At 29.2% G+C, this 16,030-nt stretch carries 14 protein-coding genes; 9 read left to right on the top strand and 5 right to left on the bottom strand.

Annotated elements, in window-relative coordinates; genetic code table 11:
- The first annotated feature begins 403 nt into the window (after nucleotides 1-403).
- Nucleotides 404-595, top strand: coding sequence for a hypothetical protein (locus L3B98_RS10870; protein WP_238916621.1), 192 nt, complete (start codon nucleotides 404-406; stop codon nucleotides 593-595).
- A 311-nt stretch (nucleotides 596-906) separates the two neighbouring features.
- Here the strand turns inward: L3B98_RS10870 and L3B98_RS10875 are convergent, their stop codons facing one another.
- On the bottom strand, nucleotides 907-1,437 hold the full coding sequence (locus L3B98_RS10875; RefSeq protein ID WP_238916622.1) for a sigma-70 family RNA polymerase sigma factor: 531 nt from the start codon (nucleotides 1,435-1,437) through the stop codon (nucleotides 907-909).
- Nucleotides 1,438-2,493: 1,056 nt separating this feature from the next.
- On the opposite strand from L3B98_RS10875, the gene rbr reads away from it, so the two are divergent.
- Nucleotides 2,494-3,027 (top strand): rubrerythrin, encoded by a 534-nt coding sequence (gene rbr / locus L3B98_RS10880; RefSeq protein ID WP_238916623.1) that lies wholly within the window; start codon nucleotides 2,494-2,496, stop codon nucleotides 3,025-3,027.
- Between the two features lie 118 nt (nucleotides 3,028-3,145).
- Here the strand turns inward: rbr and L3B98_RS10885 are convergent, their stop codons facing one another.
- Nucleotides 3,146-3,334 carry a hypothetical protein gene (locus L3B98_RS10885; RefSeq protein WP_238916624.1) on the bottom strand — a complete coding sequence of 63 codons (189 nt, stop codon included), beginning with the start codon at nucleotides 3,332-3,334 and terminating at the stop codon, nucleotides 3,146-3,148.
- A gap of 464 nt (nucleotides 3,335-3,798) precedes the next feature.
- Between L3B98_RS10885 and L3B98_RS10890 the strand changes: the two genes are divergently transcribed.
- Nucleotides 3,799-5,241: a glycoside hydrolase family 1 protein gene (locus L3B98_RS10890; protein WP_238916625.1), complete on the top strand. Its 1,443-nt coding sequence runs from the start codon at nucleotides 3,799-3,801 to the stop codon at nucleotides 5,239-5,241.
- Nucleotides 5,242-5,314: 73 nt separating this feature from the next.
- Here L3B98_RS10890 and L3B98_RS10895 read toward each other — a convergent pair whose 3' ends face one another.
- Together L3B98_RS10895 and L3B98_RS10900 are read right to left on the bottom strand one after the other, a co-directional pair.
- Nucleotides 5,315-5,680 (bottom strand): DUF4363 family protein, encoded by a 366-nt coding sequence (locus L3B98_RS10895; RefSeq protein ID WP_077366502.1) that lies wholly within the window; start codon nucleotides 5,678-5,680, stop codon nucleotides 5,315-5,317.
- Between the two features lie 17 nt (nucleotides 5,681-5,697).
- Nucleotides 5,698-6,426, bottom strand: a complete 729-nt coding sequence (locus L3B98_RS10900; RefSeq protein ID WP_077366501.1) for a DUF421 domain-containing protein — start codon at nucleotides 6,424-6,426, stop codon at nucleotides 5,698-5,700.
- 271 nt (nucleotides 6,427-6,697) lie between these two features.
- Here L3B98_RS10900 and motA point away from each other — a divergent pair, with 271 nt between their 5' ends.
- The 5 genes from motA to L3B98_RS10925 all read left to right on the top strand — a co-directional run bounded on the left by motA (nucleotide 6,698) and on the right by L3B98_RS10925 (nucleotide 12,226).
- Nucleotides 6,698-7,483 carry a flagellar motor stator protein MotA gene (gene motA / locus L3B98_RS10905; protein ID WP_015395541.1) on the top strand — a complete coding sequence of 262 codons (786 nt, stop codon included), beginning with the start codon at nucleotides 6,698-6,700 and terminating at the stop codon, nucleotides 7,481-7,483.
- A 17-nt stretch (nucleotides 7,484-7,500) separates the two neighbouring features.
- Nucleotides 7,501-8,247: a flagellar motor protein MotB gene (locus tag L3B98_RS10910; protein ID WP_238916626.1), complete on the top strand. Its 747-nt coding sequence runs from the start codon at nucleotides 7,501-7,503 to the stop codon at nucleotides 8,245-8,247.
- Between the two features lie 318 nt (nucleotides 8,248-8,565).
- Nucleotides 8,566-10,266: a methyl-accepting chemotaxis protein gene (locus L3B98_RS10915; RefSeq protein WP_238916627.1), complete on the top strand. Its 1,701-nt coding sequence runs from the start codon at nucleotides 8,566-8,568 to the stop codon at nucleotides 10,264-10,266.
- Between the two features lie 13 nt (nucleotides 10,267-10,279).
- The gene (locus L3B98_RS10920; protein ID WP_015395538.1) at nucleotides 10,280-11,098 is read left to right on the top strand and encodes a protein-glutamate O-methyltransferase CheR; all 819 of its coding nucleotides are present in this window, start codon (nucleotides 10,280-10,282) and stop codon (nucleotides 11,096-11,098) included.
- 99 nt (nucleotides 11,099-11,197) lie between these two features.
- Nucleotides 11,198-12,226 (top strand): chemotaxis response regulator protein-glutamate methylesterase, encoded by a 1,029-nt coding sequence (locus L3B98_RS10925; RefSeq protein WP_238916628.1) that lies wholly within the window; start codon nucleotides 11,198-11,200, stop codon nucleotides 12,224-12,226.
- Between the two features lie 101 nt (nucleotides 12,227-12,327).
- Here the strand turns inward: L3B98_RS10925 and L3B98_RS10930 are convergent, their stop codons facing one another.
- Entirely contained in the window at nucleotides 12,328-12,984 is a 657-nt protein-coding gene (locus L3B98_RS10930) for a response regulator transcription factor (RefSeq protein ID WP_015395536.1), read from the bottom strand.
- A gap of 391 nt (nucleotides 12,985-13,375) precedes the next feature.
- Between L3B98_RS10930 and L3B98_RS10935 the strand changes: the two genes are divergently transcribed.
- Nucleotides 13,376-16,000 (top strand): methyl-accepting chemotaxis protein, encoded by a 2,625-nt coding sequence (locus L3B98_RS10935; RefSeq protein WP_238916629.1) that lies wholly within the window; start codon nucleotides 13,376-13,378, stop codon nucleotides 15,998-16,000.
- The last annotated feature ends 30 nt before the right edge of the window (nucleotides 16,001-16,030 follow it).

A 16,030-nucleotide genomic window follows, 5' to 3' on the forward strand; every position in this document is an offset into this window, starting at 1 on the left:
ATCGTATATCAAAGAAGAATTAGAAGATGTGATTTTATTAAAAAAACAGTCTGTAAAAAAACTGATATTTGTTTTAATATTTAGGAAAATATAAATTGTTGTATGGTTAATTATATTTGCGTTACTATCATCTGCAGTTGTCAGCTGTAGCTTAGAAAATAATTCTAAAACAAATACAGCAGATATAACTAAAAATGATAATTTAGATGCATATAAAAATTATGAAAATAATAAGGAAAGTTTTAATGAAAATGATACTACTAAAATAGCTAATAGATATAGAAATGTTGATAAAACAAAATTGGATTATAATAATGGTTAGTCATCTAACACCTACTATGAAACAAAAGATAGCTTTGTTGGAAGTAGAGCCTGTACTCCTAAAATTAATAATGAAAAATATATGGAAATCCTAAACGATTATACCTATGATTATGATCGTTCTGATGAATTAGGTTTTAATCTAGATTCTGATAATGAAATTATTGTTGGGATAGATTATTTTAAAGAAATACTGAATAACTATAGTAATGTGATATATTTATATGGCTCATTAAACCTACTTTTAAATTCACATTCAAACAATTTAAAATAAAGAAAATAACGGATCCAATATAATATTGGATCCATTATTTTTAAATGTGCTTCATTAAATTTTATTAATTCCAGTTACCATAAACAGGTGTATTACCAGAATCATATCTTATTTGACAATCTATAAACATGCCATAAGTATCATCAGCAATTTGATTTTGTCTACGATCATATAAATTTCTTATTCTAAGGAAATCTGCATGTTTAGTACTATTTTATGATTAAGTATATAGTTCTACTAATGTACCTGTTGGATATGTTTTACAGTTACTAAAAGAAGTTTCGTGTACATTTTGTAAATTTAAAATTTATCTACATTAATAATTTATCCTTTAAATTTTTTAAAGCCCTTTTTTGGGTTTTATTTACAGTTTGTCTTGATATTTTCAGAATTTTTCCAATCTCTATATCTGATAACTGCATATAAAATTTATAAAACATAATTTCCTTTTGTCTTTTATTAAGCGATGAAATTAAATCATTAAATCTAATATCTGAATATTCATCTTTCATTTCTACATAATTAAATACATCTAATATTTCTGCTTCTGACGTAAAACATAAATACTGTTTGTCTTTATTTTGTTTGTTAGATAAGTATATTGACTTATTTTTAAGACATTTGTTAATATACATAATTAACTCTTCATCTTCTATAAATTTGTTTTTATTTAATTTACCTATAAGCTCATAAAAATAAATAATAAGATCTGTTTCTGCTTCAGGATATTTTAATTTATAGCTTAAATATTTTATTTTTGAATTAAAATGAGCTAATATACAGATAAAGTTCTCACTATTATTATTAAAGTTTTTAATTTTAAATAATAAATTTACCGACATTCAATCCCTCCTTAAGGCGCCTTCTAAAGCTATATTTTTGAATAAAAAAAGAACCCTATTTCTAGAGTTCCTTTAAACTTTTATTTTCCGTTGGCTCATAAAAAAATATACCATATGAATTTTGAAAATTTTTAAAAGATGATATTTTATCTTTCACCCCCACTTACTATTATAAAGATTTATATTATCTATTTCTTATAGTATTTCTATAGAATTGCTATAAATTTAATAAAATAATTCTATGAAAAAAAATTATTATAATTGAACCTAATTTGTTAAGATGCATCAAACATTATCAGATGCCCACATAAATTCTTTATAATTTTAAGTGTATGCGTAAATAGTAAACTACAATTTTAAAATTCTAATGTTTACATATTGTTTAATCAGTTTCTTATAAATTATGAAAATATAAATAAGGGATTGATTCACTTGGATCAAATGGTATTGAAAGCTTAACAATGATTAAACAAAACGTATAAAGGTAAGACAGGATATCCCGAAATATCTGAAGATGGAAGTACCAGCTAGGGTACTATAAATGCTCTTACAAGAGCATTACAAATAAAACTTAGTATATCTACTACAAATGGTAGTTTGGGACCTACTACAGCTGATGCATTTGCAGCTTTATCAATTGGTTCTTCAAAAACAATTTAAGTATATATATTGCAAGGAGCATTATTTTGTAAGGGATATAGTCTGGATGATTTTATATAAAAATGTAAGTTGAGTCATTGAAAGGTAAAATGGTAATAAAAAATTCATGTTTAACTTGTACTTTTTCTTGACATAGTACTAGTATGTATAATTACTAAAATAAATAGATTTAATTTCTATTTTGATGAAAATAATCAAAAATTAATAGATTTTTATTTGAAACTCAGTGAGAATATATAACAGCTTTCTTTAAAAAAAGCAGCAAAGTTTAGACTAAATTAAATAGTCAAATACTTTGTTGTTTTTTTATTGACACTAATGTAATTAATAGTTATAATTAAACAATAGTAGTTATTAATTCAGAAAAATTTTGCAATTTAAGAAGGAGATGTTACAATGAATTTGAAAGGGTCGAAAACAGAAAAAAATTTAATGGAAGCCTTTGCTGGTGAATCTCAAGCAAGAAATAAGTATACTTACTTTGCAGGAGTAGCAAAAAAAGAAGGGTATGAACAAATTGCGGCTATTTTTGAATCTACAGCAAACAATGAAAAAGAACATGCAAAATTATGGTTCAAAGCTTTAGGAGAACTTGGAGATACTGCAGCAAATCTGCTTCATGCAGCAGAAGGCGAAAATTATGAGTGGACTGAAATGTATGATACTTTTGCAAAAGAGGCTGAAGAAGAAGGTTTTACAGCGCTTGCAGCACAGTTTAGAATGGTTGCTAAAATTGAAAAATCTCATGAAGAAAGATATCGTGCACTTTTAAATAATGTGGAAATGAAAGCTGTATTTGAAAAGTCTGAAGAAACAATGTGGGAATGTCGTAATTGTGGGCATCTTGTAATTGGCAAAAAGGCACCAGAAGTATGTCCTGTGTGTGCACATCCTCAAAGTTTCTTTGAAGTTAGAAAAGAAAACTATTAAATCATGTTTACATAAAAGAAAAAAGGTTTTACAGTTTCTAATTATTAAAAACTATAAAGCCTTCTTTTTGTGGATTAATTTGTTATCCATATTTGTCGCTCTCCAAAAAATATAAAATTTATGCTACTTTTTTTGAGTTTGAATCTTTAGTGATGCTTTTATTGATACTTTTAGCATCCATACTTTTAAGAACACTACTTAAATTTTTTAGTTGAGATGCAGTAATATTTGGATTAGTAAATGATCCGTATATCATAGCTCTCTTTAAATTTTCAGAACTAAAAATTTCTTTAATTAATTTTATCATAATTTATTTCCTCCTTAAATTCTTTTTATATTGTTATAATATTCTATTTTAGGGAGAAAAGCAATTGATGAATGTGACCGAAATCGTTGTAAATTATGAATAATGTGTTAATAAATAATTAATAAAGTGTAAAAAATATATGAAAACAGTTGCACTTAATTATGAAAACGTATATAATAATATCTTTTTGAAAAGTGATTTATTTTATAATGGTAAAAATTTTAATCTTCTATTAAAAAGAAATAAGACTATAGATAGTTTATAGATAAAGCTATTTATAGTCTATAATTTTAATTTTAAAAAGGATATAACATTAGATGTGTATAGATATAATTTTAATAGACAAATAGAAGGTTGTATGATACTCTATAGTTATAGTAATTGTTAATAGTAGGGTGTTGTTTTATAACTGATTTTATGGAAAATCAGGCAAAAGTGAAATCATACTATAAGGAGGAAAATAGATGTATTTTGAGAAGAAACATGGATTTCAAGAAGACTTTCTATGGGGAAGTGCCTCAGCTGCTTATCAAGTTGAAGGTGCCGCAGAAGAGGAAGGTAAAGGAAGAAGTAACTGGGATGAATTTGTAAGGATTCCAGGGAAAACTTTTAAAGGAACAACTGGAGATGTTGCAGTTGACCATTACCATCGTTATAAAGAGGACATAGCTTTAATGGCAGAGATGGGGTTAAAAACTTATAGATTTTCAATTTCATGGCCAAGAATTTTCCCTAATGGAAGAGGAGAGGTTAATGAAAAAGGGTTACAGTTTTATGATAATGTAATCGATGAATGTTTAAAACATGGAATTGAACCTATGGTTACAATTTATCACTGGGATTTACCACAAGCATTAGTTGAGGAATATAATGGGTGGGAAAGTAGAAAAATCATTGATGATTATGAAAATTATGCGATAACTTTGTTTAAGCGTTATAAGGACAGAGTAAAGTTCTGGATAACCTTGAATGAACAAAATATATTTACAGCACATGGCTGGATAATGGCTACTCACCCACCAGGCAAGAAAAATGATTTAAAAATGTTTTATCAAGTAAATCACCATGCGAACTTGGCTCATGCTAAAGCAGTACTAGCTTTTAGAAAAATTGTTCCAAACGGTAAAATTGGTGCAAGTTTTGCATTTGGACCAAGCTATGCATTAGATTGTAGTCCAATAAATAACATAGCTAAAGCAGATTATGATGATTTACAAACATTCTGGTGGATGGACGTTTATGCCTTTGGACGTTATCCAAAGACTGCTCTAAAGTATTTACAGGGGCAAGGAGTTGCGCCTGTATTTGAAGATGGTGACGCTGAACTTATGAAAGCAGCAGCACAAGTAGATTTCATGGGAGTTAATTATTATCAAACAACCGTAGTTGAATATAATCCAATAGATGGTGTTGGAATGGCTGAAATGAATACTACAGGTAAAAAAGGTACATCACAAATTAGTGGAACACCAGGTTTATATAAAAACCCACCAAACCCATATTTAAAAACTACAGATTGGGATTGGACTATAGATCCTATGGGTATAAGAATGTGTTGTAGAATTATTACAAGTAGATATGATTTACCAATAGTTATTTCTGAAAATGGGTTAGGTGCATTTGATAAGAAGACTGAAGATAATAAAATTCATGATGATTATCGTATTGCCTATTTAAAAGCTCATATAGAAGAATTAAAAGAAGCTGTTAATGAGGGGTGTGAAGTAATCGCATATTGCACTTGGTCGATAACAGATTTATTAAGCTGGTTAAATGGATATCAAAAAAGATATGGCTTTATTTATGTAGATCGTGAAGAAGAGGAAGGTGCTTCTTTAAATAGATATAAGAAAGACAGTTTCTATTGGTATCAAAATGTAATAAAGACTAATGGTGAAGAACTTTAATATTTGTTAAAGATGAATTATTAATGGTGAGTATAAAATTACTCACCATTAATAATTTATCGTTTATTATTAATTATCTTCCAACACCATCCCAATGTTCATAAGCTTCATTTAAAGCTATAAGAGAAGCAGATTTATCTTGTGCTGCAATGGCACCTTTGAGATGAGCAATACTTGTATTAAAAGAATTAATTTCATCTCGTTCAGAGCTATATTGAATTCTTTTTACTACCTTATCCCAAGTATTTGATAGATTTTCACTTTTTTCATTGGCAGCATTCCAATTTTCTGATTTTATATCATCAACAGCCAGTTGAATAGTTTCTGGAATATTCATACCATTAACTGAAGTTTTTTTTAAAATACTGCCACTTAGCATTATTAATGAAAAAAGAATTAATGATAATGTGGGAATTGCTATTACTAAAAATTTTCTCATAAAGTCTACCTCCTTAATTAGTATGGACCCTTATAATCACCAATATCGGTAACTTTAGTAATGTGATCCTTATATTTGTCAATATATAAAGAACCAGATGGAGTTAGGGTTGCTAGAAATACATCTGAGACATCTTTTATTCCTTGTGAGCGCAACTCACTCATAAGCCATTGATTACTTTTGTTAAGTTGTCTTAAATTTTGACTAATAAGAATTCCATCATAAATTAGTTCTGTACTTATACCAGTTGATTTTTTTTGTATATTCATGTCTTTCGGTGTCAACGGTTCATATTCTGGCTTTCTTAATACAGACAATTGTCCATTTGGTTCAATGATTGCAAAATCAACTTGGGATAAATCAAAGACATCTTTATTTCGTAATAGTCCCATTATATCAGCTGCGGTATATTTCATTTTTCTTAACACATCTTCCATTATTTTTCCATTCATAATTATGATTGTAGGTTCTCCTTCGATATATTTTGCAGCATATCTCCATTTTTCAGTTATATATTCCATTAAATAGCCAAGGGCGGACCAAGTTAAAAGTCCAACAAAATGAGGCCAAGCCCTGCTAGATAGGTCTGTAGTAAGAGTTGCAGCAATTGATCCGATAGTTATTCCAAGAGCATAATCGAAAAATGTTAATTGACTAATTTGTTGTTTCCCAAGTATTTTTGCAAAAATAAGTAAAGAAAAAAATGCTATGACTGAACGTACTAGAACCACTAATCCTTCATTCAATTTAAATGCCTCCTTGTTAAAATAATATAAAATTATTTTAAACACCATATAATTTTTTATACTATTATGTTTAGATTTAATAATTTAAAATTTAATTTATGTCGAAAGATATGCCAAAATGTAGTTTTCCAACGGCTTGTATTATGGTATTATATTAATATGGACATGTATAGTACAAAAAACTAAAGATTTTATGAGAGAGAAATCTAAATTGTAACACTAAAAGGTTTTATATCTAAATTAGTGAAAAAAAGTATTAAGGGGGAGAAAAATGGATATATTTTTGATTATTGGTATGGTTGCTGGTTTAATTATCGTTGTTGCGGCCATGTTAGAAAAAGGAGCAAGTCTTGCTGTACTTTTAAGTGCAGAAGCATTTTTGGTAATTATTGGTGGTACTGTTGTTGCTTTATTGAATTCATTTCCAAAGGGTGAATTTGTTAAGCTTCCTAAGATTTTTGGAGTTCTTTTTAGTGCTAAGGGGAGTGAGGATCCTGCAGAAATTATAGTGCAGCTTGTAGAAATGTCTCAAACGACTAGAAGAGATGGTTTGCTATCTCTTGAAAGTACTATACAAGGACTTGAGAATAAGTTTATGAAAAAAGGTCTAGAAATGGTTGTAGATGGATTAGAACCAGATCTTATAAAAGAAGTATTAGAAATAGAAATAGAAAGTATGGAAGAGAGACATCGTCTTGGTGCAACAGCATTTTCGACAGCAGGTGGTACTGCGCCAACTCTTGGAGTTTTAGGAGCAGTTATAGGTTTAATAGGAGCACTTGGAAATCTTGACAACATTACAGTACTTGGAGAAAGTATAAAATCTGCCTTTGTTGCTACTGTTTTTGGTATTTTTACTGGATATTTAATTTGGCATCCATTTTCAAATAGATTAAAAAGAAAATCTTTAGAAGAAGTAAGAAATATGAATATTATGCTTGAAGGAATTTTAGCTATTCAAGCAGGAAACAATCCAAAGAGTATTGAAAGAAAGCTAGTAGGTATGTTAGAACCAAAACAAAGAGTTAGATTTGAAGAAAATAATAATGAGAACTAATTTGGAGGAGATAAGTGATGAGTAAGAAAAAGCAACATCATGAAGAGCATGTTGATGAAGCATGGCTTCTTCCATATTCAGATATGTTAACACTCCTATTAGCATTATTTATTGTTATGTTTGCCATGGGAAAAACAGATAGTGCAAAACTTAAAGCTATGAGCAAGTCATTTAATATAATTTTTGCAGGTGGTCAAGGTGTTATGCAAAGTGATGGAAATTCAATGATTCCTATGGAAAATACATCTGAAGGCTCAGGTAAAAGTGATGCAGAAGTAGAACAAGATAAGATGACAGAAATTAAGAAAATGATAGAACAAGAAATTGGTAAAGAAGGCTATGCAGATAAAATTAAGGTGGAACTTAATGGTGATGGTTTAGATATAACTATTCAAGATGTAGTACTTTTTAATTCAGGTCAAGCTGATGTACATCAAAATGTTGCACCATTAATGTCTAAAATTTCTAGCATGTTACATGGTCTAGATAATCAGATTAAAGTAGTAGGACACACTGATAATGTTCCAATTAGCAATTCGAGATATCGCTCAAATTGGGAGTTAAGTGCAGAACGTGCTGTAAATGTTAGGGAATTAATGGTATCTGGTTCATATGGGCTTAATCCTCAGAAAGTATCTATCCAGGCTTGGGCAGACTTAAAACCAAAAGTAGCTAATGATACAGAAGATGGAAGAGCTCAAAATAGAAGGGTAGAGATTTTGGTAGCACGTCAATACACAACTACGGATAATAAATCTGATTAATACATATAATTTTTAATTATCAATGTTTATTTATAAATTGTAAATTTGTAAAAAAGGTATTTTGTTGTTTATGAATTTATAATTTGTACATTAGTATCAATAAAAAATTTAAATAATGAATAAATATAAGAAAGCATCTTAGAAGGATGCTTTTTTTATTTATATTATAAAATATGCAATTTGCATAAAAAATAATGTAGTAGTGCAAATTGCATTTAAATCAATGACTTAAGACACTTAAAAGCTTTTGCCAAAAAAACTAATATAAAATTATGAGAATTATATTTATAAAATTTTGTATGGATGGGGGGAGTTTTAATGAGATGGTTAAATAACGTGAAGATTAGCACAAAATTAATAGTTGGGTTTATTTTTATTGCGCTAATTAGTGGTATAGTTGGAGGCGTCGGAATAACGAAAATAAAAAAGATAGATACTAATTATTCCGACTTATATGTGAATTTTGGAGTATCTATTGGCGATATTGCAGAAGTATCTATTTCATATCAAAGGCTTAGAATAAATTTATATAAAATGGTACTTGATAAAAATGTCTCAAATGTAACTCAATATAAAAATAAGATAGATGGTTACAATAAAGATATCCAAGAAAATATGGGCCAATTTGAGAAATCTGTGCAAACTGATGAAGTAAGAGCAAAAGTAACAGAACTAAAAAGTTTATTTGATAAATATAATAAATTTGAAAATGATGTTATAAGCTTAATTCTTGCTCAAAAATATGATGAAGCCTTTCAAATGCTTAGCTCAGGAGATGGGCAAACTATGTCAGATAAAATAAGTGATACAATAGACAGTTTATTTAATTTAAAAATTTCATTAGGAACTCAAAGATCTAATGAATATTCAGCAGAAACTAATACTGCCGTTGTTACAATGTTTATAGTTATTGCAATAGGAATTGTTTGTGCTGTAACCTTTGGAATTTTAATTTCTAGGGCTATAAATAAGTCTATTTACCAACTTATGTATGTGACAGATGAAATAAGCAGCGGAAATTTGAATGTAGAAATTACAAATAATTCAAAAGACGAAATCGGAATACTTTCACAGTCTATGAATAAAATGCAAAATAAGTTACATGAAGTCATTGGAAATATTAGTTTTGCCTCACAGCAAGTTAATATTGGATCTAAACAAATAGCAGATTCAACTATATCTTTATCACAAGGTGCTACAGAACAAGCAAGTGCAGTTGAAGAATTAACAGCATCAATTGAAGAGATTTCTGCTCAAATTAAGGTAAATGCTGAAAATGCTAAAAAAGCTAATACAATAGCAGATGCTACAAAGGATAACGCAGTTAAGAGAAATAGTGATATGAAATTGATGCTTAAAGCAATGGAGGAGATTAATAAATCATCTAATAATATTGCAAAGATAATTAAAGTAATTGATGAAATAGCATTCCAAACTAATATACTTGCTTTAAATGCAGCAGTGGAAGCAGCAAGGGCAGGTCAATATGGAAAGGGATTCACGGTTGTAGCTGAAGAAGTTAGAAATTTAGCAGCAAGATCAGCTAATGCAGCTAAAGAAACAACAGAAATTATAGAAGAATCTCTTGTTAAAATCAAAGATGGAACAGATATTGCAAATCAAACTGCAGAAGCACTTGATGGTATTGTTGTAGATATTCAAGATGTTGCAGCAATAATAGATGGTATTTCAGGAGCCTCAACTGAACAAGCAACAGGTATGACTCAGATATCTCAAGGTGTAGTGCAAATATCTCAAGTTGTTCAAAGCAATTCAGCGACAGCTGAAGAATGTGCTGCTGCAAGTGAGGAGCTAGCAGGTCAAGCTGAAGTTTTAAAAGAGCAAGTAGAAACCTTTAGATTGGGAAGTATGGATGAACAAAGACCAAAGTATAATTCAGACAGAGTAGGTAAACAGAAAAAGAATAAAAATGAAATTAATTCATTAAAGGATAGAAATATAAAAAATGAAAATTCAAAAAAAATAATACTTAGTGATACTGAGTTTGGAAAGTATTAAATATAGGTGAATTATGGTTACAATTACAGAAAAAGAATTTAAGCAATTAGCTAAATATATTAAAGATAATTATGGAATAAACCTTAAGGAAGAAAAGAAAATGCTGGTTATTGGAAGATTACATAATGTACTTGCTGAAAATAATTTTGAAAGTTTTTCTGAGTATTATGATCATATAATTTCTGATAAAACGGGGAAAGCCGTTATTACATTAATTAATAAAATAACTACTAATCATACTTATTTTATGAGGGAAAAAGATCATTTTGATTATTTAAAAGAAAAGGTTTTACCATACATGGTTAATACAATAAGAGACAAGGATTTGCGAATTTGGTCCGCAGGGTGCTCATCGGGAGAAGAGGCGTATACACTTGCAATGATATTGGACGAGTTTTTTAAAGAAAATCAGCTATGGTGGGATAAAAAACTGCTTGCGACCGATATATCAGAAAAAGTTTTGAAAATGGCAAAAGAAGGGATATATCATAAGGATCAAATTTCATCTTTACCTCCAGCATGGAAAATGGAATACCTTAAGAAATATGATGGGGAAAATTTTATCTTTACTGATAAGATAAAAAATGAAATTATCTATCGGAAATTTAATTTAATGGATAATGTATTTCCATTTAAAAAGAAATTTCAAGTTATATTTTGCAGGAATGTAATGATATATTTTGATAATGAAACAAAAAATGATGTGGTGCGTAAGTTTTATAATAACTTGGAGTATGGCGGATATTTATTTATAGGTCATTCAGAATCTTTAAGTGGCGATACTATGGGATTTAAATATATAATGCCATCTGTATATAGAAAAGAATTATAGCCATTATAAATGTCTAAAGATTAATATTCAATTTTCGAAAATAAATTAACATTGACAATTGTCTATTGATATCACTTGAAGTAAAAGAAGGGAAAATTTATGAAAGTAATTAAAGTATTAGTAGTCGATGATAGTATGGTGTTTAGGGAAGCAATATCACGAGGAATATCAAAGGATCCTTATATAGAGGTAGTTGGAAAAGCAGTAGATCCGTATGATGCAAGAGATAAATTGCTTGAACTGAATCCTGATGTAATGATTTGTGATGTGCAAATGCCAAAATTAAATGGAGTAGAATTTGTTAAAAGGCTGCTCCCACAATATAAAATTCCAATAATAGTTATAAGCTCCTTAAGCGATGTTGTATTCGATGCTATGGATGCAGGAGCAGTAGACTTTTTAAGTAAGCCTGATGCTAGAACGCCTAATGGTCTACAAATATTTATAAATGAATTGATACTAAAGGTAAAAGGAGCAACAAGTGCTAATCTATCTGCTAACTTGAATAAGTTGCCAAAAGTAAATGTTGTGAACAGAACCTTAACTGGAAGCATTAATACAAGCAATAAAATAATTGCAATAGGTGCTTCTACGGGAGGAACAGAAGCAATTTATTCTGTATTAAAGGCTTTGCCTAAAGAATTACCTGGAATAGTAATTGTTCAGCATATACCACCAATGTTTTCTAAGATGTTTGCTGATAGGCTAAATTTACAAACACATTTTAATGTTAAAGAAGCACAAACTGGTGATAGCATTGAAGCAGGGACTGTTTTAATTGCACCAGGAGATAAACATATGAAAATTAAGAAGGCTGCAGATAAATATATTGTAGAAACTGTACAAGGGGAGAAGGTAAATGGACATTGTCCTTCAGTAGATGTACTATTTGAATCAGTTGCAAAGATAGCAGGAAAAAATGCAATTGGAGTTATATTGACAGGAATGGGACAAGATGGAGCGATAGGATTAATGTCTATGAGAAGAGCTGGTGCCAGAACAATAGGACAAGACCAACAATCATCAGTTGTATATGGAATGCCTAAGGTAGCTTTTGAGATAGGAGCGGTTGAAAAGCAAGTTAATTTATTGCGTATACCACAACTTATTTGTGATATGTTACGTTAAAATAAAAAGATAATGATGAATGATTAAAGTTGAAGTCCTTATAGGATTTTAACAGCAATCATTCACCATTAGATATTGATTAATTAATGATGCAAATGGGGTTATACTAACTGATTTTTAACAGCATATACAGCTAGTTGAGTTCTATCTTTTAATTGGAGTTTTGATATTATTTCAGTAATTATATTTTTTACAGTTCCTTCAGCAATAAATAAGGCAGCTCCAATTTCCTTGTTATCTTTTCCGTCAACAATCATAGAGATTATAGTTAGTTCTCTTTCAGTTAATGATATATTTATTCCATGGATAGCAATTGTATTTTTTTTTGATTTTTTGCTTTCCTTTCGAAGGTTTGTTACTATAGGATTTAAAATATCTCTAGTAACTATTCCGAGGCCTAGAGATATACTTTTTATTGATAATATTAATTCTTCAGTACCTATATTTTTTAAAATATATCCATCTGCCCCATTACTTATTGCTACAGCAACATCATTTCTATCATTAGATGCAGTAAGGATTAAAACCTTAATTGATGGAAAATCAGATTTGATTAATTTTGTAGCTTCTGTCCCGTCACAAATTGGCATTGATAAATCCATTAAAACTACATCAGGATTATACTGTTTGCAGAAATCATAAGCTTCATTGCCATTAGTAGCACAAGCAACAACTTTTATATCACTATTATTTTCAATTATAGTTTTAAAGCTTTCTCGTAAGAGCTTTTGATCTTCAGCAATAATAATTCTTGTCATATAAAATACCCCTCTTCACTTAATCCAATCTTATGTTGTGATTTTTGCATAGAAACAGAAAAGCAAACTTAAATAATGTCCCCAAATGATTATTATTTCTATTTTTTAGAAAAATTAATTTATGTTATATAGATTATAACATTTTGATAAAAGTAGGACAATGAAAAGTAATGCAAATTGCATTATTATATAAATTTATTGTGCATTCTGCATGTTACGACATGACTTAAGGGACTACAAACAGAAAAGGAAAGACATTAAAATTAAATTATTAAGAGAAATTGGATGAATTAAGAGCTTTTGAAGGCAAATTTTGAATTTAAAATGTCTTAGTATTAACACGTGGATATTTGAAAAAACATATTAGAGGAAATTTATAGGGGGAAATGGGATGTTTGATATTAACAATTTAAAAATGAAAAAGAAACTTGGGCTAGTATTTATTTTAATAGTTCTAATGGAAGCTATAGTATTAGCCATGAGTTATAAGGGATTAGAAAGTGGGAGTTCTATACAAGGGTATCTAAATAATATATTGCTAATTTCAATAGTATTCATAGTGATTACAATGATATTAGGGGTATTTCTCACAAATTCAATTGAAAAACAAATGAGAAAGCTTAATAGTGTTGCTAGAAATATTGCAAATGGTAATTTAAATGAAAATATTAATATAGAAGAAACTGATGAAATAGGTGAAGTAGCAAGATCTTTAAAAATAATATCAGAAAACATAAGAAAATTAGTTGATGAATCAACTTATATTAATGAAAATATTAATAAAGGTAATTTTAAAATACAGGTAAATAGTTCAGAATACCCTGGTGCCTGGAGGACTATATGCGACAATCATTTATCAACCACAAATATATTTATAAAAAATATTAGAACAACTTCAAATTACATAGAAAAGATAAGTGAAGGCGAAATTAGAATTAAATATAGTGAGGATGAAGAAGGCGAATTTAATATTGCAAAGAAGAATATTAATAAGCTTATTGATAGTTTAAATACTTTTAGTAAAGATGTACATTGGTTAAAAGAAACCTTTAAATTAGGGAATACAAGAGATAAAATAGATGCCTCAAAATTTGAAGGGGTTTATAGAGAAATGACTGAGAATATAAATGATACCATTTGGATATCTATAGAAGTGTTCATAAAATTATTTGAGGTTCTAAAAGCATATTCCAAAGGAGACTTGTCAGTTCAGTTTGAAAAGCAGCCAGGAAGATATGGATTGGTAAACGAACATGTGGATGAGTTAAGGGGGAATTTATTAAATATATCAAAAGAACAAATAAGTGTAGCAAATGAAATTAAGCAAGGAAATTTATCTAAGAGAATAGATTCAACACAATTTAGTGGATCATGGGCGGAAATGGCTGAGGGAATTAATGAAATAATTAAAGCTTTCATTGACCCTATTAGTTTAACAGCTAATTATGTAAAGAGAATAAGTAATGGGGATATACCAAAAAAGATAGAAACTACGTATCAAGGTGAATTTAACAATATTATAAGTAATTTAAATATGTTAATAGATAACTTGAATAGGTTTATTGAAGAAGTCAAATGGATGAATGATACTTTTAAATTAGGAAATACAAGGGATAAAATAGATGTTGCTAAATTCGATGGTGTTTATAGGGAAATGGCACAAAGTGTCAACGACGGTATGTGGATTTCTGTGGAAGTTTTAATAAAACTTTTTGCTGTATTAAAATCTTATTCTGAAGGTGATTTTACAGTTCAACTTGAAAAATTACCAGGAAGATATGGATTAGCAAATGAAAGTTTAGATGGACTAAGAAATAATATTCTTAAAGTTGTAGATGAAGAAGTTCGAGTTCTTTCAGCTGCAGCAGCTGGAGATTTAGAGATCAGAGGGGAAAGTGAGAAATATAGTGGGAGCTTTAAAGAACTAATAAGCATTATAAATAATGCTATGGATGCTTTTTCTAAACCAATTAGTGAGATTAATAAAGCTTTGTCAGAAATGGCTAGGGGTAATTTAGATATAATTATCGACAATTCGTATAGCGGAGATTATGGAAAAATAGTTAATGCATTAACTGCATCAATTAAAGCGATCAATCAAGTATTAACAGATATTAATATATCAGCAAATGAAGTTGCATCTGCATCAATTCAAGTTTCAAATGCAAGCCAAAGTTTATCTCAAGCATCAGCTGAACAAGCAAGCGCTGTTGAGGAGGTAACAGCTTCAATTTCAGAAATTGGTGAACAAACTAAGATTAATGCAACAAGCGCTAATGAAGCTAATGAGTTAGCAGTAAAGGCTACAGAAAATGCTGTTAATGGAAATGCAGAAATGAGTAACATGTTAAAGGCTATGAATGAAATAAATGAGGCTTCTGAAAATATTTCAAAAATAATTAAAGTTATAGATGAAATTGCCTTCCAAACAAATATATTAGCTCTTAATGCAGCAGTAGAAGCTGCAAGAGCAGGCCAACATGGAAAAGGCTTTGCAGTCGTTGCAGAAGAAGTTAGAAATCTTGCAGGCAGAAGTGCAAATGCAGCTAAAGAAACAACAGAACTAATAGAGGGGTCTATAAAGAAAGTAAATGCAGGAACACAAATAGCTAACAATACAGCAGAATCGTTAAATGCTATTGTTTTTGATATTAGGAATACGTCTGAAATAGTTAGTAAAATAGCAACGTCTTGTGATGAACAGGCATCTGCTGTATCACAAATAAAAGATGCTGTTATGCAGATATCTAGAGTTACTCAAATGAATTCAGCTACTTCTGAGGAAACAGCATCTTCAAGTGAAGAGATGTCTAGCCAAGCAGAAATACTAAAAGATAGAGTAGCTAAGTTCAAATTAAAAAGAGACAACTACAACAACATTTTTCTAGATCATATTGAAGAAAAAAAGATGTTTAATTCAAAAAATAACATAGATGACAATGGTTCTAATATACCAGTTAATGTTAATACAAAGTCCCATATTAATTTAGGGGATATTGAATTTGGTAAATATTAATTTTAGATTGATAATACTGCAAGCAAAGGG

Source organism: Clostridium sp. YIM B02555 (assembly GCF_022320955.1).
Classification (GTDB): domain Bacteria; phylum Bacillota; class Clostridia; order Clostridiales; family Clostridiaceae; genus Clostridium; species Clostridium saccharoperbutylacetonicum.